This window comes from Methanothermobacter sp. K4 (genome assembly GCF_022014235.1).
Lineage (GTDB): Archaea > Methanobacteriota > Methanobacteria > Methanobacteriales > Methanothermobacteraceae > Methanothermobacter.
This window is the reverse complement of sequence record NZ_JAKLTD010000002.1, coordinates 6,681-26,392: the sequence shown is the minus strand read 5'-3', so window position 1 is coordinate 26,392 and position 19,712 is coordinate 6,681. Positions and strand designations below refer to the sequence as shown.

General features: G+C 47.8%; 19 protein-coding genes. 10 read left to right on the top strand and 9 right to left on the bottom strand.

Annotated elements, in window-relative coordinates; all coding sequences use genetic code 11:
• Window positions 1-37: 37 nt before the first annotated feature.
• The 6 genes from L5462_RS04005 to L5462_RS03980 all read right to left on the bottom strand — a co-directional run bounded on the left by L5462_RS04005 (window position 38) and on the right by L5462_RS03980 (window position 6,557).
• Window positions 38-718, bottom strand: a complete 681-nt coding sequence (locus L5462_RS04005; RefSeq protein ID WP_237779532.1) for a glycosyltransferase family 2 protein — start codon at window positions 716-718, stop codon at window positions 38-40.
• Entirely contained in the window at window positions 719-1,906 is a 1,188-nt protein-coding gene (locus tag L5462_RS04000; RefSeq protein WP_237779531.1) for a glycosyltransferase, read from the bottom strand. It abuts the gene before it with no gap.
• Window positions 1,907-1,933: 27 nt separating this feature from the next.
• On the bottom strand, window positions 1,934-2,926 hold the full coding sequence (locus L5462_RS03995; RefSeq protein ID WP_237779530.1) for an NAD-dependent epimerase/dehydratase family protein: 993 nt from the start codon (window positions 2,924-2,926) through the stop codon (window positions 1,934-1,936).
• A 23-nt stretch (window positions 2,927-2,949) separates the two neighbouring features.
• Window positions 2,950-3,822 (bottom strand): glycosyltransferase family 2 protein, encoded by an 873-nt coding sequence (locus L5462_RS03990; RefSeq protein ID WP_237779529.1) that lies wholly within the window; start codon window positions 3,820-3,822, stop codon window positions 2,950-2,952.
• A 2-nt stretch (window positions 3,823-3,824) separates the two neighbouring features.
• Window positions 3,825-4,766, bottom strand: coding sequence for an NAD(P)-dependent oxidoreductase (locus tag L5462_RS03985; RefSeq protein WP_237779528.1), 942 nt, complete (start codon window positions 4,764-4,766; stop codon window positions 3,825-3,827).
• A 189-nt stretch (window positions 4,767-4,955) separates the two neighbouring features.
• The gene (locus L5462_RS03980; protein WP_237779527.1) at window positions 4,956-6,557 is read right to left on the bottom strand and encodes a glycosyltransferase family 39 protein; all 1,602 of its coding nucleotides are present in this window, start codon (window positions 6,555-6,557) and stop codon (window positions 4,956-4,958) included.
• A gap of 270 nt (window positions 6,558-6,827) precedes the next feature.
• Here L5462_RS03980 and L5462_RS03975 point away from each other — a divergent pair, with 270 nt between their 5' ends.
• The 7 genes from L5462_RS03975 (at window position 6,828) to L5462_RS03945 (ending at window position 13,313) form a co-directional block, all read left to right on the top strand.
• Window positions 6,828-7,841 carry an alpha-2,8-polysialyltransferase family protein gene (locus L5462_RS03975; RefSeq protein ID WP_237779526.1) on the top strand — a complete coding sequence of 338 codons (1,014 nt, stop codon included), beginning with the start codon at window positions 6,828-6,830 and terminating at the stop codon, window positions 7,839-7,841.
• Between the two features lie 13 nt (window positions 7,842-7,854).
• Window positions 7,855-8,529, top strand: coding sequence for a cytidylyltransferase domain-containing protein (locus L5462_RS03970; RefSeq protein WP_237779525.1), 675 nt, complete (start codon window positions 7,855-7,857; stop codon window positions 8,527-8,529).
• Window positions 8,526-9,575 (top strand): N-acetylneuraminate synthase, encoded by a 1,050-nt coding sequence (gene neuB / locus L5462_RS03965; protein WP_237779524.1) that lies wholly within the window; start codon window positions 8,526-8,528, stop codon window positions 9,573-9,575. Before L5462_RS03970 ends, neuB begins: the two co-directional genes overlap by 4 nt.
• Window positions 9,572-10,693, top strand: a complete 1,122-nt coding sequence (neuC, locus tag L5462_RS03960) for a UDP-N-acetylglucosamine 2-epimerase (RefSeq protein WP_237779523.1) — start codon at window positions 9,572-9,574, stop codon at window positions 10,691-10,693. Before neuB ends, neuC begins: the two co-directional genes overlap by 4 nt.
• A 69-nt stretch (window positions 10,694-10,762) precedes the next feature.
• A complete protein-coding gene (locus L5462_RS03955) occupies window positions 10,763-11,155 on the top strand; it encodes a DapH/DapD/GlmU-related protein (RefSeq protein ID WP_370637009.1) in 393 nt (130 codons plus the stop codon).
• Between the two features lie 51 nt (window positions 11,156-11,206).
• Complete coding sequence (locus tag L5462_RS03950) at window positions 11,207-12,316, top strand: DegT/DnrJ/EryC1/StrS aminotransferase family protein (RefSeq protein ID WP_237779521.1); 1,110 nt, start codon at window positions 11,207-11,209, stop codon at window positions 12,314-12,316.
• Entirely contained in the window at window positions 12,306-13,313 is a 1,008-nt protein-coding gene (locus L5462_RS03945; RefSeq protein WP_237779520.1) for an SDR family NAD(P)-dependent oxidoreductase, read from the top strand. Before L5462_RS03950 ends, L5462_RS03945 begins: the two co-directional genes overlap by 11 nt.
• A gap of 85 nt (window positions 13,314-13,398) precedes the next feature.
• Here the strand turns inward: L5462_RS03945 and L5462_RS03940 are convergent, their stop codons facing one another.
• A complete protein-coding gene (locus L5462_RS03940) occupies window positions 13,399-14,835 on the bottom strand; it encodes an oligosaccharide flippase family protein (protein ID WP_237779519.1) in 1,437 nt (478 codons plus the stop codon).
• 81 nt (window positions 14,836-14,916) lie between these two features.
• On the opposite strand from L5462_RS03940, the gene L5462_RS03935 reads away from it, so the two are divergent.
• Window positions 14,917-15,699, top strand: coding sequence for a glycosyltransferase (locus L5462_RS03935; RefSeq protein ID WP_237779518.1), 783 nt, complete (start codon window positions 14,917-14,919; stop codon window positions 15,697-15,699).
• Here L5462_RS03935 and L5462_RS03930 read toward each other — a convergent pair.
• Both L5462_RS03930 and L5462_RS03925 read right to left on the bottom strand, forming a co-directional pair.
• Window positions 15,696-16,832 (bottom strand): glycosyltransferase family 4 protein, encoded by a 1,137-nt coding sequence (locus L5462_RS03930; protein WP_237779517.1) that lies wholly within the window; start codon window positions 16,830-16,832, stop codon window positions 15,696-15,698. The genes L5462_RS03935 and L5462_RS03930 overlap by 4 nt on opposite strands.
• 17 nt (window positions 16,833-16,849) lie before the next feature.
• The gene (locus tag L5462_RS03925; RefSeq protein ID WP_237779516.1) at window positions 16,850-17,923 is read right to left on the bottom strand and encodes a polysaccharide pyruvyl transferase family protein; all 1,074 of its coding nucleotides are present in this window, start codon (window positions 17,921-17,923) and stop codon (window positions 16,850-16,852) included.
• A gap of 151 nt (window positions 17,924-18,074) precedes the next feature.
• On the opposite strand from L5462_RS03925, the gene L5462_RS03920 reads away from it, so the two are divergent.
• A complete protein-coding gene (locus tag L5462_RS03920; protein ID WP_237779515.1) occupies window positions 18,075-18,554 on the top strand; it encodes a hypothetical protein in 480 nt (159 codons plus the stop codon).
• Window positions 18,554-19,576: a glycosyltransferase family 2 protein gene (locus L5462_RS03915; protein ID WP_237779514.1), complete on the top strand. Its 1,023-nt coding sequence runs from the start codon at window positions 18,554-18,556 to the stop codon at window positions 19,574-19,576. The genes L5462_RS03920 and L5462_RS03915 overlap by 1 nt, the downstream gene beginning before the upstream one ends.
• Window positions 19,577-19,712: the final 136 nt, after the last annotated feature.

The following is a 19,712-nucleotide window of genomic DNA, read 5'->3' as shown; positions in this document are numbered from 1 at the left end:
AACCATCCCGCATCCCTTATACAGGCGATTGTCCAGATCAGGCCCTGCCCGGCGATAACCTTTTGAGGAAAAGTCTCATAACGAATCTTATGTACTGTATCACGTCAGCAGTGCCGATGTAGGACTTCTCATCACCATACTTGCATGTTACCGGGACCTCGGCTATTCTAAGGCGGTGCCTTGATGTTTCGCATATCGCCTCGGATTCATATACATAGTCATCATAGGGTATGTCCAGTATGAGGTGGGCGTATTCAGCGGAAATTGCCCTGAAACCACTCTGACTGTCGGTTATACTGTAACCGGTTGCAAGCCTCAGTATCCACGTTGTTATCCTGTTTGACAGCTGTCTGTGGAGGGGCATGTTATCGTGGTTGCTCTCTATGAACCTCGAGCCGATTATGAAGTCACCTCCATCAACCGCCCCTGCAAGGCGGGGTATCAGTGAGGGGTCATACTGTCCATCAGCGTCCATGAAGACGATAACATCATAGCCCCCCATTAGTGCCTCACGTATACCTGTTTTGAGGGCCGCGCCCTTACCCCTGTTTTCAGGGTGCCTCAACACCCTTGCACCTGCCCTCTCTGCAAGTCTCCCGGTCTGATCAGTGCTCCCATCATCCACCAGTACCACATCTCCATGTTCAAGGGCACCCCTCACAACCGACTCCACGGTCCTCTCCTCATTGAATGCTGGTATAACGGTGACTATCCTCATTCAACCACCATTTTCCACAAGTCTCTTAAGTGTCTCCTCGAACCTTCCAGTTATGGCCTCCCAGTCATTGGATTCAACAAAACGTCTGCCCTTCATCCCCTCCTCATGGAGTCTGTCTGCCAGTTTCACGGCAACCTCAAGGGTTTCCTCTGGTCTCTCAATGTAGTGTATACCGTTACCCTCACCGAACTCCATGAAGATACCTGGTAGCCTTGTGGCTATCACAGGTTTTGCCATTGCAAGGTACTCATAGAGTTTTATGGGCACTATGTCCTGCATTATCTCCTCGTCAATATACGCTGGCAGTATGCAGATGTCAGAGGCTGCGACGAAGCCTGGTATCTCTGTATAGGGCTGTCTGCCTGTGAGTATGAGGCTTTCAAGGTTGTTCTCATCCCTTATCCTCTTAAGATCAGCGTAGGCATCGCCATCACCCACCACCATGAGCTTAACGTTGGGGTACTCCTCACGCTTCTCTGCCATGGCAGCTGCAAGCTCCCTGAGCCCAGCGAATGTGTAGAGGAAGCCCATGAAGAAGAGGAGGATGTCCGAGTCTCCAACACCGTAACTCTCCCTTACATGGGAACCGTCGAGGTTCGGGTCGAACTCGGCAAGGTCTATGCCCGCGTCTATCACCGCTGTCCTCTCAGCGCCGAGCTCAACTGCAAGCTGGTCCAGCTTCCTGTTTATGGTGAGGACCATGCTGGAGTTCTCAATCGTCTTTCTCATGAGAAGCCTCCCGAACCCCTGAAAGGCCCTCTCAGGTATGAGTGTGTAGAGGACATCTATCAGGTAATAGACAAAGGGTATGCCCCTCCTCTTCGCCTCCAACGAAGCCAGGTATGAGTTTATAAGGCCGAATCCCACAATGACATCCGGTTTGAATTCCCTTATCTGTCTCCTTATCTCCCGCCCATGGGTGAATGGTATTGAGAGGTAGTCCAGGACAGGGAACTTCAGGTGCCCCGGCCTTATAACATCCACACCTGCACCCTCCCTGACCTTACTGACTCCCCTGTAGATCCTCCAGGGGTTCCATATCCCCCCTGAATCGTCCTTCCTCCAGTCGATGGGGTAATCTATGACCCTCACCTCATGGCCCCTTTCAGATAATCTGTCAAAGAGGTGGTGCTGCTGGTGGGGATTCCTCTCTATCCAGTCAGATTCCTGTACAACAAGTATCCTCATATGTGATCATCCGGTGGATGGGGAGTCCTAGAATTCGGCGCTCCCCTTTATGAGTTCCCAGTTTTCCCTGAACCACTCATGGGTCCTCTCAAGTCCCTCCCTGAAGGACACACGTGGCTCATAGTCCAGGAGCCTCCTGGCCTTCTCTATTGATGAGAGCAGCCTTGTCTTGGCATCCCAGTCCCTCCGGGGCCTGTAAACGACACCTGCAGGGTTCTCTGTCAGTTCATTTATTATGGTGGCCATCTCAATAACCCTGTGCTCCCTGCCTGATCCAAGGTTTATCGCCTCACCTATGGCCTCCTTCCTCACGCCCATGGCCATGAGTCCACTCACAATATCCTCAACGAAGGTCCAGTCCCTTGTCTCTGACCCGTCCCCTGTAATCGGGAGGGGCTGCCTGTTCATGGCCCAGTAGAAGAAGTTGGGGATGACGTTCCTGTACTTCCCGGGCACCTCACCGGGGCCGAAGACGTTGAAGAACCTTGCATTTACTATGGGCATATCATAGAGGTTGTGGAAGTAGTTGGTGTAGAGTTCCCCGAGGAGCTTCGTGACCTGGTATGGTGTGTGCAGTGATATTGAGATGTCATGTTCCTCGAAGGGTATCTTTGAGTCCAGTCCATAGACACCGCAGCCTGATGATGAGTATACGAACCTTTCGACACCCACGAGCTGCGCATACTCCAGTACCTTGAGTATTCCAAGGCCATTCACCAGGAGGTCCTTCTCAGGGTTGTCCACGCTGTTCTGGTTGGCGAAGTGGGCTGCGAGGTGGAACACATACTCCGGTCTCTCCTTGAATACACGCTTGAGGACCTCATCGTCCAGTATGTCACCCCTCACAAACTCTATGTTTTCATGTCCGGGTATGTTCCATTCGTAGCTTGATGAAAGGTTATCCAGTATGATAACCCTCGCCCCATTCTCTGCCAGGCGCCCTGAGAGGTTGCTCCCGACACAGCCGGCTCCACCGGTTACAAGTACACATTTACCATCATAAGCCCTGAATTCATCCATAAGAATCACCTTCCATTTAATGGTCATCTGTAGTGGAGGATCATCCTCCTCACAGAGTCGAGTATGATGCCTGTGAACATGAAGAATGTGCCGAAGAGTGTGAGCATGACCGCCACGATTGTCGGGCCCATATTCACGCTCACACCGGTTACATAGTCCCTTATGAATATAAGCGCCAGTACCGCGCCTGTGAGACCTATTAAAAGACCCGGGAGGGTGAAATAGTAAAGGGGTCTTTTGAGTTCAATGTCCCCTATTATCCTGAGGAACACCGATACACCGTGACTTATGGGGTTCCTGGTGGACCCATCAACATCGTACCTCACACCAACCTCCACCTCCACTATCCTGAGACCCGCCTCAGCTGCATCTGAGAGCATCTCACTCTCAACCACGAAGCCAGGGTCCCTGAATTTGAAGTGGGGTATGCTCTCTGCTGAGAAGGCCCTGAACCCGCTCTGGGTGTCGGTTATATCAAGACCTGTGGCAATGTTGGTGGCCCTGTCAAGTATCCTCTGGCCCACCCTCCTGTACCTCGGGGTGTTCTCGTCCCTTCCATGCAGGTAGCGGCTTCCGTTAACAACATCAGCCTCACCCCGCAGTATGGGCTCCACAAGTTTCGGTATCTCAGAGGGGTTGTGCTGGCCGTCAGCGTCAAGGGTGACCACTATATCTGCATCTGCAGCCTCAAAACCTGTCTTGAGGGCCGCGCCCTTACCCATATTCTTATGGTGCCTTATCACCCTCGCCCCAGCCATCTCAGCCACATGGGCGGTCCTGTCACTGGACCCATCATCAACCACTATAACCTCATCCACATGCTCCCCTGTGAGGAGCGCCACCGAGCCTATGGCAACCTCCTCATTGAAGGCAGGGATCACAGCAGCTATCCTCATCCTCAATCCTCTATCCTGTAGTACCACTTCATCCACTCAACGGTGCGCCTTATACCCTCCTCAGGTGGGACCTGGGGGTCGTGTTTGAGGTCCCTCTCAGCCTTTGAGAAGTCCATTGTCTTGACCTTGGTGGTGAAGGGTTCTGACTCCCTGTAGGTGACTATTGAGTCGTCTATCCCCACGGCCTCAAGGACCATGTCGGAGTACTCCTTTATATCGTGCTCCCATTCTCTGCGCCCACCCACATTGTAAACCTCGCCGGGTATGAAGTTGTCCACTATATTTGCGAAGGTCCTCACAGAGTCCTCCACATAGTCTATTATCCTCTTGTGTCCCTTGTAGACCGTATAGGGCTTTCTGTGGAGGGCATGGTATATGAATATGGGTATGAATCCCTTGTAGGGTGAATACTTCTCATGGGGGCCGTAGCAGTTCACTGGCCTGACACGGACTGTCTCTGTCCCGAACATGGTGGCCGAGTTCATGCACATGAGTTCACCGGCCCACTTGGTGATGGCGTAGTCGTTCATCTGGTAGGTGTCACTTATGGGGTTTTTGACCATCACATCCTCACTCATGACACCGCTGTAGTCACCGTAGACCTCTGCAGATGAGAAGAAGATCATCCTGAAGCCCAGTTTTTCCTGCATCCTCAGCATGTGCTTTGTACCTATAACGTTGGTCTTCCAGAGATTCTCATAGTAGTCCTCACCGTTCCACCTTCCGTACTCAGCCGCCAGGTGGTACACGTAGTCAAATTTATCGTCCTCAAATATCCTTTCAACCTGCCTGTACTCCCTTACATCTGCCCTCATGTAGTCCTCACGTTCAGTGTGCATGAGGTCAACCGCCAGGACCTCGTGGCCCCTCTCTCTGAGCTCATTAACAAGGTTTGTACCTATGAATCCGGCGCCACCGGTTACAAGTATCCTCTGAGTCTCCATATCAGCATCACTCCTTATTTAATGAATGATTCCATATCAGAATAAGACTTCCATACACGTCAAATCTGAACTAATATTGATCCATGTTATATAAATACTTGAAGAGATGGTCAACCACCGGCTCCGTGGCCCATGATCCGGCTGAAATAGAATAAAAGAATAGAAGAGCCTGCATCCCTGTTATTACCCTCAAGATGTAATCTTCTCTGCGATTGCAACTCCCCCTCTGGAGTATATAACCCTGTAGCCGGATGGGAGTGGTGTCTGTTCTGTACTGAATATATAGTAATCAGGGTTCAGTTCACGGAAGTATTCGATGCACATCTCCATTTTCTGGGAATGGATCCTTCTTGTAAAGACATAATCTCCAAGGTACCATGTGAAGGCGGGGCCCCTGTCCGATGCCACAACCTTATCCTTAAATAGGGGATCGTGATTCATTAGCCAGCTGGCCGCCCCCCTTTCAGCATCAACGACCCCATAGTGATCTGGCATGCCTGCTGTGTAATAGAATGCAGATGAGAGCATCAGCAGGACCACCGCAGATGAGAGTGCATCTGATGCATGCCTCCACCTGACCATTGCCGATAGCTGGTTAATTGAAAGTGAAATACCATAAGCAACTGGGGGGAGGGCTGTTATAAGGTACCTGTCAACCTTAACAGGGTGGAAACTGTGCATGGAGAGGTACGCAAGGAACCATACAGCCATTGCAAGGTTAATGTCTGTGTTGTCTTCCCTTCCCGTTATCCAGAGGATTGAAAGGGCCCATATGACTATCAGTACCTCGCTGAGCACAAATGATATTCTCCCAAAGGTTAAAATGAAGATCGCTGAGACTAAAAGGAACAGGACTTTTCTGTCAATCTGTGCAGAGGATATGATGTCCCTGTTTCTCCATAGAAGTGCTAAAAACCCCGCCAGTAATAGCGCGAGGATGATGAATGCGATGGGTGATGGCCCTGCAAGGGAGGGATTTATCACCTTCAGGTAATCACTGGATGGAGTGGCTGAGATGTACTCAGGAATATGTCTGAGGTAGTAGAGGCTGTCGATACTGTATCCAGGGTTTATTGATGTTGCTGATCCTGTTGCGGTACCTGCAAACTGTTTTATAAATGGGAAGGGGGTTTTAATGTTTCTGTAGAAGAAGTACCCAAATGGGAGATACACGAGAAGGCCCAGTGCAATTCCCTTCACAATGTCAGGTAACTTTGATCTCATGTGGGGATCCGTGAATATTATGAGGGCCAGGGGAAGGATCATGAGCCCCGCAGTGTACCTTGTGAGGAATGCGGCCATTGCAACCGGAAATGCAAGATAGTAGAATCGGCTGTCGCGTCTCCTCCCAAGGAGGGCCAGGTAAATCGCCCATATGGAGAGTGCTATTGAAGGGACATCAAGGGCCCCCGTGGCAGCCCAGGACAGAACAATGCTGAAGGATGCGAAGGAAATGCTCCCTGCAAGGCTCTCCAGTTCACTGAATCTGATCCTCAGGAGGAGGTACATCCCCATAACCGCCGCAACGTAGAATGCAGATGCAACTGCAAACACAACATTCTCACCAGCAAAACCCATCCTGAAAAATATGGAGATCACAGCCGGGAGGAATGGTGGAAGGTAAAGTGCATCACTGGGTCCAATGTGGGCCATTTTCATGGCGTTGTTAACATAGAGGAAGATGTCCCAGTAGTATATCCCTATACTGGCCTGGATGCTGAATAGTTTAAGAGCCACAAGCAATGATATTGCGAATAGAACTGCGATGATTACTCTGTCCCTTGAAATCAAAAATTACACCCCATGAAATTCATTTCCCCAAATCACGAATCTTTAGTGATAAAGGGGATAAACTTATTTAAATATTTTTAGAGATCTATTCCCGTTAAAGACAATTTAAGTAGCTATTCCAGTTAAAGCCCATTTAAGTGACTCAAGAGGTGGAACATGAGAAAATATTTTTTTGCCATGACCCCGTATCATATTATACTCTCATATTCATTTGCAATTGGCTCAAAAAATAATATACTCATTTTACTCCCATACTTCAAGGGAAAGGGTTTGATATCTGCCCTGGAGGACTCTAACACTGAAGAAAGGGTCTTTGATGACATAATTCTCCTAAAATCATACAGGGGCAAAGAACCCGGAATTTCTGGTTTTTTAAAGGACCTGAAGCACAGAACCGAGATATACCTTCATAACAAAAATGTTATTGATTCAATCCCCTTCAAAAACTCGGAGTTATTCATATTCAATGATATCATCTTTGAAAGCCAGCTTTTGATGCACAGAAACAGGGAAAACAATGGCAAAAACTACTATGTTGAGGACGGCCTTGCAGCTTACATCAATAGACCCGATCCCATGATTCCAGAATTTCTACATTATTCCTTCATACTGAAGAAGATAATAGGTCGCAGCAGATTTTCCCATATCAAATACCATGCAACCCACCCCTACCTCGATGGCTGCTTCGTAAACCACCCAGATCTCATCAGAGAGGATATCAGCCTTGAAGTAAAGAGGTTACCCTTCTACCATGAAAAACTTGCAGAATCCAGTTTCATTGAAAGGGTGACCTCATATTATAACCTCTCATCACTGAAGGACAGAGAAAGGGATATCTGTATGGTCTTCCCCGGAAATCTATTTGAAATATCCATAATATATGGTATTCCACTGGAGAAAATTACAGAATTCTACCTGAAAATAATAGAGGCCCTGAAAGATAAGGTGGATGTGATTATAAAGTTTCATCCCAGGGAATCTGTTGATGTAATTAACAGAATGTCAATGGATGAGTCCGTCCTCCCTGTAAATGCCACAGTACCCTCTGAAATACTCGTCACATACATGGGAAACAAGCTGAGGGCCATCATAGGGGATATATCAACGACCCTCATATCATCGAGCAATATCACCAGGGTACCCGTTATTTCAACCGCGGGAATACTGAGAGGACATGTGAAAAAAGAAAACCTTAAAGAGTGGGATGGTTTCATAAGGTTAATGAAGATGTTTAAGATAAAGGTTCCCCCAGAAATGCCAGATCTTGTAAAATCCATCAACTGAAGGTGCTTAATTCATGGTTTTTGGTCTTATACCCGCCAGGGGAGGGTCTAAGGGTGTTAAGAGGAAAAACATCCACCCCCTCAACTCCAGGCCACTCATATCATACACCATAGAGGCCGCCCTATCATCAGGAGTCCTTGAAGAGGTTTTCGTATCAACAGATGATGAGGAGATAGCATCCGTCTCAGAGGAACTTGGCGCTGATGTAATATTGAGGCCAGCTGAACTGGCAGAGGACGCCACCCCAACGGTTGACGTTGCAATACACGCCCTCAAAGAAACAGGACTGAAGGGGCCGGTGGTGGTACTGCAGCCAACATCACCACTCAGGACATCAGGGGACATCAGAAGGGCAGTCGAAATCTTCAAGAACACGAAAGGAGCAGACTCACTTGTAAGCGTAACAGACTTCCCACACCCCCCATTCTGGGCCATGAAAATAGAAGAGGGTAAACTGAAGCCCATATTCAAAGCTGAATACCTTAAAATGAGAAGACAGGACCTCGAAAAAGCCTACATACCAAATGGAGCAATATTCATAGGTAAAAAAGAAACAGTACAGGAAAAGAGGACATTCTACACAGAAAACACCATACCCTACTACATGCCACCAGAAAGGAGCATAGACATAGATACACTACTCGACATTAAAATAGCAGAGACAATCCTCAGGGAGACAACGGAATGACTGGAAAGAGGATAGAAATCAACGGAAAAAGGATAGGTGACAGTGAACCAGCATACATAATAGCAGAGGCAGGAGTTAATCACAACGGCGAAATGGAAATCGCCAGAAAACTCATAGACAGAGCGGCCAGTGCAGGGGCGGATGCCATAAAATTCCAGACATTCAAAGCAGAAAAAATAGTCACTAGGGATGCACCCACAGCGAGCTACCAGAAAAAAAACACAGGCACAGAATCCCAGTACAGACTCCTCAAAAACCTTGAGATCGCAGAGGACGATATAAGGGAACTCATAAAACACTCCAGAAAAAGGAGAATCACATTCCTCTCAACACCATTCGACGAGGATAGCTGTAATCTGCTCCATGAACTGGGGGTCCCAGCCCACAAGATATCCTCCGGGGACCTCACAAATACCCCACTCCTTGAAACAGCAGCATCCCACAGGATCCCCATCGTACTCTCAACGGGAATGGCAACAATCTGTGAAATCGAAAAGGCCCTGAAAATCATAAGAGAAGGTAAATCACAGGTAGCCCTCATGCACTGCGTAACCCAGTACCCCGCACCCATGGAGAACCTCAACCTCAGAGCTATAGAGACCCTCAAAAGAACATTCAACCTTCCAGCGGGATTCTCAGACCACTCAACAGCCATATACACCCCAGCAGTGGCAGTGGCACTCGGTGCAAACCTCATAGAGAAACACTTCACCCTCGACAGGGCCATGCAAGGGCCAGACCACAGAGCATCACTGAACCCACATGAACTCCGGGAGATGATAACAGCCGTAAGGGAAACAGAGAAGGCCCTTGGAGACGGCGTCAAAACCCCCACCCCACAGGAGGAGGAGATAAAGGCCAGTGTCAGAAGGAGCATCGTGGCCAAGAGGAACATCCAGAGTGGTGAAATAATCAGAAGGGACATGATCACATTCAAAAGGCCCCTCGGGGGGATAGAACCGGAATACTACAGGGAAATCCTGGGAAGAAAAACCAGGAGAGCCATTAAAAAGGACCAGCACATCCAATGGGAGGACATAGAGTGAAGAGAAGAATAGCGGTTCTAACAGGTACAAGGGCAGAATACGGAATACTCAGACCCGTCATGAGAGCAATATCCTCAGATGATAGACTCCAGCTCCAGCTCCTGGTAACCGGTATGCACCTATCAGATGAATTCGGCGGCACGGTAAAGGAGATAACAGAAGATGGCTTCAGAATAGATGCAAGGATAGACACCCTCAACAGTGAGGACACAGGTGCAGGGATGGCCCGATACATAGCGGAAACCATAAAGGAGCTATCCAGGGAACTGGAGATCCTCAAACCCCACCTGCTCCTACTCCTGGGGGACAGGGCCGAGATGCTCGCAGCCGCCATCACAGCCACCTGCATGAACATACCCATAGCACACCTCCATGGAGGTGAAACATCAGGTAGCGTCGATGAATCATTCAGACACGCAATAACAAGGATGGCCCATATACACCTCGCAGCAACAGATGAAGCAAGAGAAAACCTTATAAAAAGTGGTGAGGACCCCCAGAGGATATTCGTGGTTGGGGCTCCAGGGCTTGACGAAATAAATGAGGATACCATCCCCTGCCCTGAGATAAGGCAGAAATATTCACTCAACCCTGATGAACCCTTTGCACTGATGGTCCAGCACCCCGTGGTCACAGAGGTGGACGATGCAGAGGAGCAGATAAAGCTAACCCTTGATGTGCTTGCAGAACTTGAAATAGAGACAGTGATAGTATACCCCAATGCAGATGCCGGCGGGAGGAGGATGATAAGGGTCATAGACGACTACGTTAAGAGGCACCCATTCATGAAGGCCTACAGGAGTATCCCCCGCCATGAATACCTCAGCCTCATGAAATGCGCATCCTTCATGATAGGAAACTCCAGCAGCGGGATTATAGAGGCCCCATCATTCAACCTCCCTGTTATAAACATAGGAACCCGTCAGAAGGGGAGGCTCAGGGCTGCCAATGTAATGGACGTTAACCATGATAGGAAAGAAATAAAAGATGCTGTTAAGAAGGTTCTAAGATCCGGGAAGGTTGAGGTGACCAACCCCTGGGGAGACGGCAGGGCATCTGAGAGGATAATTGAAATACTCGGGAGTATAAGAATCGATGAAAACCTCATCCAGAAATAGAATTCTAAAATACCACAGAATGAGAACCGATTAAAACCTCATCCAGAAAATAAAATTTAGGTGATGGATTTGGATCGTTTTGATGACTGGGAAGCCCCAGAGATTGAGCACGGTAAACTTACAAGGTGGAACTGGATGGTTCAGCACCCTGAGAACCTGAAACTCGGCGTGAAAACAGATATAGGTGCATTCACATACATAAATGCCAGGTACGGTGTTACACTGGGTGACCATGTCCAGATAGGGTCCCACTGCTCAATATACTCAGAGTCAACAATAGACAACAAGAAGGGACCGGTGAAGATAGGTAGAAACGCCCGCATAGGATCCCACAGCCTCATAATGCCAGGCGTTGAGATAGGAGAAAACTCGGTTATAGGGGCCTTCAGCTTCGTAAACAGAAACATACCCGCAGATACACTTGCCTACGGCGTACCAGTCAGGATAATAAGAAGGATCTGAAAACAATAGGACATTATTCAAAATATACTGGGATGAAGAGGATCTGAGAACATGAAGATACCATTATTCAAAATATACTGGGATGAAGAGGATCTTAGGGCAGTTGAGGAGGTCATAAAATCTGGTATGAGGTGGTGCATCGGCCCCGCGATTGAGGAATTCGAGGGAAAGATAGCATCCTACCTTGGAACCGATTACTGCGTGACCTTCAACTCGGGCGGCTCAGCCCTGCACGCACTCATGGCAGCCCACGGCTTCGGCCCCGGTGATGAGATAATAGTCCCGTCATTCACATTCATAGCAACAGCCCTCGCACCACTTTATACAGGTGCAAAACCTGTCTTTGCAGATATAGAGGATGAAACCATGGGCCTTGACCCTGATGATGTGAACGAACGCATAACTCCCCGTACAAGGGCGATAATACCCATACACTACGCTGGAGTCCCATGCAGGATAGATGAACTCAGGGAAATAGCAGATGACCACAACCTCGTCCTGATAGAGGACGCTGCAGAGGCCTTCGGGGCTACCTACAAGGGAGAATACGCTGGTAACATCGGCGACTCCGCAATATTCAGTTTCTGCCAGAACAAGATATTCACAACGAGTGAGGGGGGCTGCGCAGTCACCAGGGACAGGGAAGTATATGAGAAACTCAAACTTCTGTCATCGTATGGTCGCGTGGACAGTGGAGACTACTTCAACTCATCAGAGAAGGTTGACTACCTCATACCGGGCTACAACTGGAGGCTATCCAGCATCCTGGCAGCCCTAGGAATATCCCAGCTGGAAAAGGTCGAAAGGCTGATAGAGATGAGAAGAAAGAACGCCCGGTACCTCAACAGAAAACTCGGTAAAATAGAGGGGGTGGTGACACCCTCCGAACCACCGGCCTGCAGGCACGTATACCAGATGTACACCATACAGGTCACCGATGGAAGAAGAGACCAGCTCATGAAATTCCTTGAGAGCCGCGGAATCTCCTGCAAGGTCTACTTTGACCCCGCCCACAGGTACACTGTCTTCAATGATGAAACAGAACTACCAGTCACCGAGACCATCTCAGAGAGGGTCCTGACACTGCCAATGTACCCCCACATGACAGTGGATGAACTTGAATACATCACATCATCCATAGGGGAGTTCTTTGGAGAGTGATAACATAAAGGACAACGTCGCGGATTATTACCGGGGAAAAAGGATACTTGTAACAGGGAGCGCCGGTTCAATAGGAAGTCAGATCGTAACTGAACTCTCCAGACTGGACCCGGCGGTTATAAGGATACTTGATAACAACGAGACAGGTCTTTTTGAACTTGAACAGAAGTTCGGCTCAAGGATGATAAGACCACTTGTGGGTGATGTGAGAGACAGGGATAGGCTGAGAAGGGCTGTTGAGGACGTGGACATAGTTTTCCATGCCGCGGCCCTCAAACATGTGCCCCTATGTGAATACAACCCCTTCGAGGCTGTCAAAACCAATGTTCAGGGGACCCAGAATATGATAGAGGCCTCCCTGGATGAGGAGGTTGAAAAGTTCATACTCATAAGCACAGATAAGGCTGTGAACCCTGTTAATGTTATGGGGGCCACCAAGCTCCTTGCAGAGCGGCTCACAACCTCCGCAAACCTCTACAAGGGTGACAGAAAAACTGTTTTCTCTGTTGTACGCTTCGGTAATGTCTTAAACTCCAGGGGATCCATACTCCAGGTTCTGAGGGAGCAGATAAAAAATGGGGGTCCTGTGACACTCACAGATGAGGGAATGACAAGGTTCGTTATAAGTATAGAGAACGCTGTGGACCTTGTACTCCAGGCGGCGTACCTTGCAGAGGGTGGTGAGGTATTCATACTCAAGATGCCCTCACTGCGGATAGCGGACCTCCTGGATGTGGTGGTTGAGGAACTCGCCCCAAATTATGGTTACAGCCCTGAGGAGATAGAGGTTCAGGTTATAGATAAGAGGTGTGGTGAGAAACTCTTTGAGGAACTCATGACCCCTGATGAGGCTGCAATGGCCACTGAAACAGATGAAATGTACATAATAAAACCAGGTACGTGTGCTGATTCCAACATCAACTACAACTCCATGACAACCCGGAAACTGAAAAAACACGACATAAAATGTATACTGAAAGAGATAGGCTACCTCTAAACTTATCTTAAAGGAAATAAATCACCCCCACACTGAAGAGATAGGCCACCTCTAAACTTATCTTAAAGGAAACAGGTCACACTATTCATGTGCCAAGGAGTGACCTCAACATCTCAATTTCCTCACCCTTAAATGTTTTAAGAAGGATTATGAGGATAAGGTAAACCGCAGCCCCAAGGACAACACTCATAATGAGTTCCGCTGCTCCTGAGGGGTTTATATATGATATCAGCAGGTACATAACCGCAGATGAGAGTATGCTCTTGAGAACATCCAGGGACTTCAGGGGTATCCTGAAGAATTTAAGTGCATAACTTGCGGTTATTGAAAGCGCTATCAGATAGGCCACCAGCGTTGTAAGGGCAGCCCCCATTATACCAAGGTATGGTATTGCAACCAGGTTCAGTATGAAATTGGCTGTTGCAGCCACGATCCAGAGACGAGCTATAAATGATGTTTTTCTTTCAAGTACGAACACCTGTGATATTATCGCATATACTCCATAAACCACCACACCTGTACCTACAAGTGGGACGATGATCCCTGCATTCTCAGCTATTTCAGGAGTGGATATAATGGTCAGAATGGGCCCTGAAAGGGCTGACAAGCCAAAAATTGACGGTACCGCAAGGAGAAGATAGTATTTAAGAGAATACTTGAAATAACTGTTTATTCTCTGTCTTTCCCCTCCCTCATACAGTTCAGAAAGTCTTGGGGGAAGTAAAAAGATAAGTGGCCAGAGAAAGACGTTTATGAGGGATGCCACTGAATATGCCGGGTTATAGTAACCCACATAGATAACACCCAGAAGGTACCCTATAAGGTACCTGTCACTTGATGAAACGATCCAGTCTGAAAAGTTCCCGAATATTGTTGGTAGACCAAAGGCCAGGTGCTCCCTTATAGATGCAAATGAGGGAAATCCAGTACCAATATCAGAGATGACCTCATATAGAATTATCAGGGTTATCATCAGATTAACCGCCAGGAGAACCACCAGGGCCCCCATGATACCATAACCATAAATAACAGCTCCAGAGACACCCATGGCAATCAGGAGATTCTGGATTATCATGAGTATTGAGTAAACTTTAACCCTCTGCATTGCCCGCAGATAAGCAATCCCAACAGAGTATACCGCCTGTACAAGAAGGAGGGCTGTAAAGGGTGGTGTTAATGATACCATGTTACCTGCAGCATACCTGATTATGAGGTATGCTATAACTGGAGATAAAATCAGATTCACAAGAAAGACCAGGGCAAGTATGGAGTAGAATGAATCTACAACCTTCTCAGTGTCGGTTTCTCCTGGCAGGTACCTTACAAGGGTGTAAGGGAGGCCAAGACATGTCAGTGCAGGGACGAGGCTCATTGAAACATTGATCTGGACCCATACACCATAATATTCAAGGGGCTGTCCCTTGGTGAAGACAGGTATAAGTATTATCCCGATAAGCAGGTTTACTATGTATGTTACTCCAACCAGCCCAATCCTCTTTATAAAAAGTGAAGTTTCAGACATTACATCCCTCGGATAATTGATGGGATTATAATTTCACCGGCTGATATAAATAATTTATATGATGAGCGCTGATTCTAGCATATGAATCCGAAAGTCAGTGTAATAGTACCAGCCTATCGTACAGATCCATTCATAGAGGATTGCATAGAAAGTATCCTTTCACAGACCTACGATAATCTGGAGGCCGTCATTGTATATGAAAGAGATGATAGCTTCATGGTGGATCTTCTGGCGAAAATGGAGGATCCCCGTATTGTCCATGTTAAACAGGATAAGAATGTTGGGCTTTCCAATGCCCGTAACATGGGTATAGCTGCCTCTTCAGGTGAACTGATAGCATTATGTGATGGCGATGACCTCTTTTATCCTGAGAAACTTGAAAGGCAGGTTGAAACCATATGCTCAGGGTATGACCTGACCTACACTGATGTTGATATTATCGATGATGAGGGTAACATTATAGGCACATCCACCACTCCTGAATGGGACCTTAAACTCTGGCTCAGGAGAACATACATTGCAGCATCAAGCATACTCTTCCGCAGGAACCTCACTGCAAGGGTAGGGGTGTTCGATGAGGACCTCCATGCCAATGAGGATCTCGACTTTCTTATAAGGGCCGCGGGGGTTGCGAAGATAAAGAGAACCCCCGGTGTTTTAACTGCCAGAAGGATACACTCCTCAAATATGTCAAGGAAGATATTCAAAAATGTTGGAACCCGTTTCAGTGTTTACCGGCGCCATGGATACACGGGACTTGCATTCTACGCTGCCCTTAAGAATATAGTTGTAACACCACTTCTTCTCTGGATAATGAACCGTCCATCGGTTTACAGGAAATTAAAGAACTTACGTCAGCTTTAGGACGTGTAAATTTTTTTATGTGCCCTTACACAGGCCTCCAGTGCAAACTTCCCAACAAGGTCCCCTGAGGCCCTGCCCATTGACTCCCTTAAGTTGGGGTCAAGGGCAAGCTCAACAATCCTGGCGGCGAGTTCACCGGGGGATGCTGGCTCAACAAGAAAACCATTCACCCCATCAATAACCTGCTCATCCACCGCACCAACACGGCTTGCAACTATGGGTTTACCCATTGCCATTGCCTCGATTATGGATATGGGAGTGCCCTCTGCAATTGAGGGGAGTACAAAGATGTCAGATGCGGCGAGTATATCTGGAATGTCATCCCTGCGGCCCAGGAACAGAAAAACGTCCTCAAGTCCAAGGGATCTTCTCATTTCAAGGAGTCTCTCATAGTATCCCCTCTGGGTCGCGGGGACGTCCCCTACAGCCAGTAACCTGAAGTTAGGCACGGATCTTACAATCTCTGAAACAGCCACGATAAGATGTTCATAGCCCTTAACAGGGTTTATGTTGGCAACACATGCAGCCACAGTATCTGATGGTGACAATCCAAGGGATCTCCTTACAGAATAAACTCCACCTTTATATTGGGCTGGGCTGAATCTTTCAGGGTCCACGGGTTCATATATGACTGTGTAGTCTCCCTTGAGCCTGTAGTAATCTGCGAGGCCCTCTGCAATTACGATTACATGGTCGGCGATTCTCCTAACAAGGGGCATCATCACAGAGATGATGAGAGATGGATACATTGAGCTCATAAGGTGCCATACCACCTTCTTCCTGCAGATATAACCTGCCAGGGCCGCCTGGAAGTTCAGGACACCATTAACATGGACAACATCAATCTTATTCCTCTTTATAATCATCATCACCTGGATCACAGTTAGGGGTATGCTGAGGATCCATATGAGATTTGAAACTATCTCCCTAAATCCCCTGAACTCCTTTATACCTGGCATGAAGATGCCCTCAAATTCAAGGCCATGCGCCCTGGCATATTTCTCCAGGGGGTTCTCCGCTGTTAGTGGGGCGCATATAACAGTCTCAATTCCCTCCTCCAGAAGCTTCTCTGCTACTGAGACGACCCTCACCTGTGGGCCCCCTATGTAGTTCTGCATGACAACATTAAGCACCCTTATAGGAGCACCTCCTATGCTTCATCAAGTCTCGGGAATTTCCCCATAATTTCTTCAGCTTTTCTCTGTGCCCTGTAACTCTCAGGATTCCTGTAGAGATCCTCAACCCTTTCAGCGAGTTTCCCTGCTGTGATATCATCAAGGGTCATGTGGGATCTCTCAGGAAAACCTGCATCCTCCACCAGGGCACGGTTTTTATCTGCGTACTCCACAATGATTGCAGGGAGGTCGTTCAGGTATGCGAAGACTGCTGCATGGAATTTCATTGCAATGAAAGCCCCGCAGGATCCAACATTCTTAAGGGTCTCCCTGGGGTCCTCCCTGTAATCATGGATGGTGACCCTTTCATCGTTAACCATCTCGGCTATTCTCATGCTTATTTCCCTGTCATCATGTGGTGGTCTGCCATTGAATACGAAGAGTTTGACCCTGTTTTCAGGGTTGAGCTCCAGCCACCTTGATACAGCACTCCTGAACGCCTCCACAATGACCTCGTCCCCCCCATCAGCAGCTGAGTATATCTTGAAGTATGGCATCGCAGATATCCCCAGGAGCCCCCTTTCCCTTTTTGTTCTCTCATATTCCAGGTAGAATGATAGATCCGCTGAGAGTATTCCATCCACGCCCATCTCCTCAAGGACCTCCAGTGAGGATGAGTCCCTCACAAAGATTCTGCTGGCAAGTCTGCATGTGTTCCTTATTAGAAACCTGCTCCACCAGTACCCGGGTCTTTCAACACCAACCCCCAGAAAGTAGACCCTCTTGCCTGTTAATCTTCCAGCGAGTGTGAGCAGGAAAAGCTGTGCAAGCCTGAGGATTCTCGGGAGTCTCCTTCCATAGTCAAAGAAGTGGGTTCCTCCACCAAGTATTAGGGTATCTGACATTAGAAATGCCCTGATAAAATCCAGCGAGGGTCCTGGAGAAACTGGGTTCAAATCCACGTCTCTTGGAGCGTATGGCTCTGAATCCACGGTTACATTGAAGGTGACACCACTGAACTGATCTTTCAGGTGTTCAAGGAGCGCATAGAGCATAGCATCATCGCCGGTGTTTTTCCAGCCATAGTATCCTATTACAAGTATCTGCAACGTTGACCTCCTTATTTGATTATTGAATGAAACAGAATTAGAAGATTATATGCTTTTCTCTTTTTAAACACCTTGAATCTCAGTTTATCAGAACAACAATAAATAAGTACAAGTCATTTATAACCTAAAGAAGCAAAAAATATGTGATAAAATGTTAGAGTATGTTATTTACCTCTCACGGTTCACAGGGTGGATGGAGTGCCAGCACCGTGTCCTGGTCATAGACGGGGTGAACGTCCCACTACCATTCAATTTTAATAGTATGGAGAGGCTACTTCCTGAGGGTCCCTCAGTAAGGATTCAGGAGAAGCTCCTTGAACGCTACGCCTACGGTTCAAGGGTCCCCATACCTGAAATTTCAGGAAAAGATGACCCCGACATGAGGTTCCTGGCGGGCTACGTCTACAGGAAGGTCTTCCTCAACTACACCATGAAGCAGTGGGGTTTAAGGCCAGAGGAGATCGACCCGACAGTCACAGAGGAGTCCCAGAAGATGTACAGGGAGTACAGGGGACTTGCAGAGGAGATCGGGGACCTCACACTCCTTGGTCGGCTCGCAGAGTACCGCTACTATGATATGGATGATGTGGTGAAGAGGGCACTTGATGTATTTGAAGGGGAGGTGAGGTGATGACCTCCAGGGATGCTGTTGATGATTTGAGGGTGGCTGCAGTTGTGGTGACCTATAACCGGAAGGAATTACTCATGGAATGCCTGGAGGCCCTCCTGAGGCAGACAAGACCCCTCCAGGCGATATACATCATAGACAACGCCTCCACCGACGGAACACCAGAATTACTACACAGAGAGGGCTACACCCCCAGCCTGGAGGGAGGAACACTAATCAGGAAAACCCTCCACAATCAGGAGGAAATCAGGATCATCCATATAAGACTACCAGAAAACACCGGTGGAGCAGGAGGATTCCACGAGGGAGTTAAAAGAGCCTACCATGACGGATACGACTGGATCTGGCTAATGGACGACGATGCAGAACCACTAAAGGATAGTCTTGAGAAGTTGCTGCCCTATGATTCAGAAGGGGTTGTCGCCCTCGCTAATCTCAAGGTGTCCCCTGATGGGACCCCACAGTTTAGACACAGGGGCTTTTTTGACTTTGAAGGTTTCGGTGATATGGTTCGGCCGCTTTCACCTGATGATCTCAGAGGCGATTGTGTTGAAATTGATCATGCCTCCTTTGTGGGCCTTCTTGTTAACCTTAAGGCAGTTGAATACGTTGGTTTTCCGAGAGCTGATTTCTTCCTGCACTTCGATGATGTTGAGTACTGTTTGAGGTTGAGAAGGAGGGGCAGTATACTTCTTATACCTGGAAGCCCCATCGTCCACAAGGATGGTGCAATGGTGAATACCGGGTCAAGAAGGATCATCGGCAGGGATGTCCCTGTGGTACCCTATGATAGGCTCTGGTTAAGATATTATGGTGTCAGGAATTCTGTGTGGCTTCGTAAAATGAATATGAAGCGGTGGAAGTTCTACCTTTTCCTTTTAAGAGCCATCCCACTTTCAATTGGTGGTCAGCTCATAAGCGGTGAGAATAGATTAAGGAGGTTAAAATTTATTCTGAACGCATATATGGATGGCTTTAAAGGGAGTTTTGATAATGAAAAACCAAGAATGATACTCTACAGCTGAGTTTAACTTAAAAAGGACTCTAATATGATTTATATGCCCATTAAACCCAAATACATGCGTTGATAACAGGACCCAACACTAGGACTCTAATATGATTTATATGCCCATTAAACCCAAATACATGCGTTGATAACAG

What these genes read in the sequence shown, in the direction of transcription:
- L5462_RS04005 (WP_237779532.1), bottom strand. Translation starts at nt 718, where the DNA reads ATGAGGATAGTCACCGTTATACCAGCATTCAATGAGGAGAGGACCGTG.
- L5462_RS04000 (WP_237779531.1), bottom strand. Translation starts at nt 1,906, where the DNA reads ATGAGGATACTTGTTGTACAGGAATCTGACTGGATAGAGAGGAATCCC.
- L5462_RS03995 (WP_237779530.1), bottom strand. Translation starts at nt 2,926, where the DNA reads ATGGATGAATTCAGGGCTTATGATGGTAAATGTGTACTTGTAACCGGT.
- L5462_RS03990 (WP_237779529.1), bottom strand. Translation starts at nt 3,822, where the DNA reads ATGAGGATAGCTGCTGTGATCCCTGCCTTCAATGAGGAGGTTGCCATA.
- L5462_RS03985 (WP_237779528.1), bottom strand. Translation starts at nt 4,766, where the DNA reads ATGGAGACTCAGAGGATACTTGTAACCGGTGGCGCCGGATTCATAGGT.
- L5462_RS03970 (WP_237779525.1), top strand. Translation starts at nt 7,855, where the DNA reads ATGGTTTTTGGTCTTATACCCGCCAGGGGAGGGTCTAAGGGTGTTAAG.
- neuB (WP_237779524.1), top strand. Translation starts at nt 8,526, where the DNA reads ATGACTGGAAAGAGGATAGAAATCAACGGAAAAAGGATAGGTGACAGT.
- L5462_RS03950 (WP_237779521.1), top strand. Translation starts at nt 11,207, where the DNA reads ATGAAGATACCATTATTCAAAATATACTGGGATGAAGAGGATCTTAGG.
- L5462_RS03940 (WP_237779519.1), bottom strand. Translation starts at nt 14,835, where the DNA reads ATGTCTGAAACTTCACTTTTTATAAAGAGGATTGGGCTGGTTGGAGTA.
- L5462_RS03935 (WP_237779518.1), top strand. Translation starts at nt 14,917, where the DNA reads ATGAATCCGAAAGTCAGTGTAATAGTACCAGCCTATCGTACAGATCCA.
- L5462_RS03920 (WP_237779515.1), top strand. Translation starts at nt 18,075, where the DNA reads ATGTTAGAGTATGTTATTTACCTCTCACGGTTCACAGGGTGGATGGAG.
- L5462_RS03915 (WP_237779514.1), top strand. Translation starts at nt 18,554, where the DNA reads ATGACCTCCAGGGATGCTGTTGATGATTTGAGGGTGGCTGCAGTTGTG.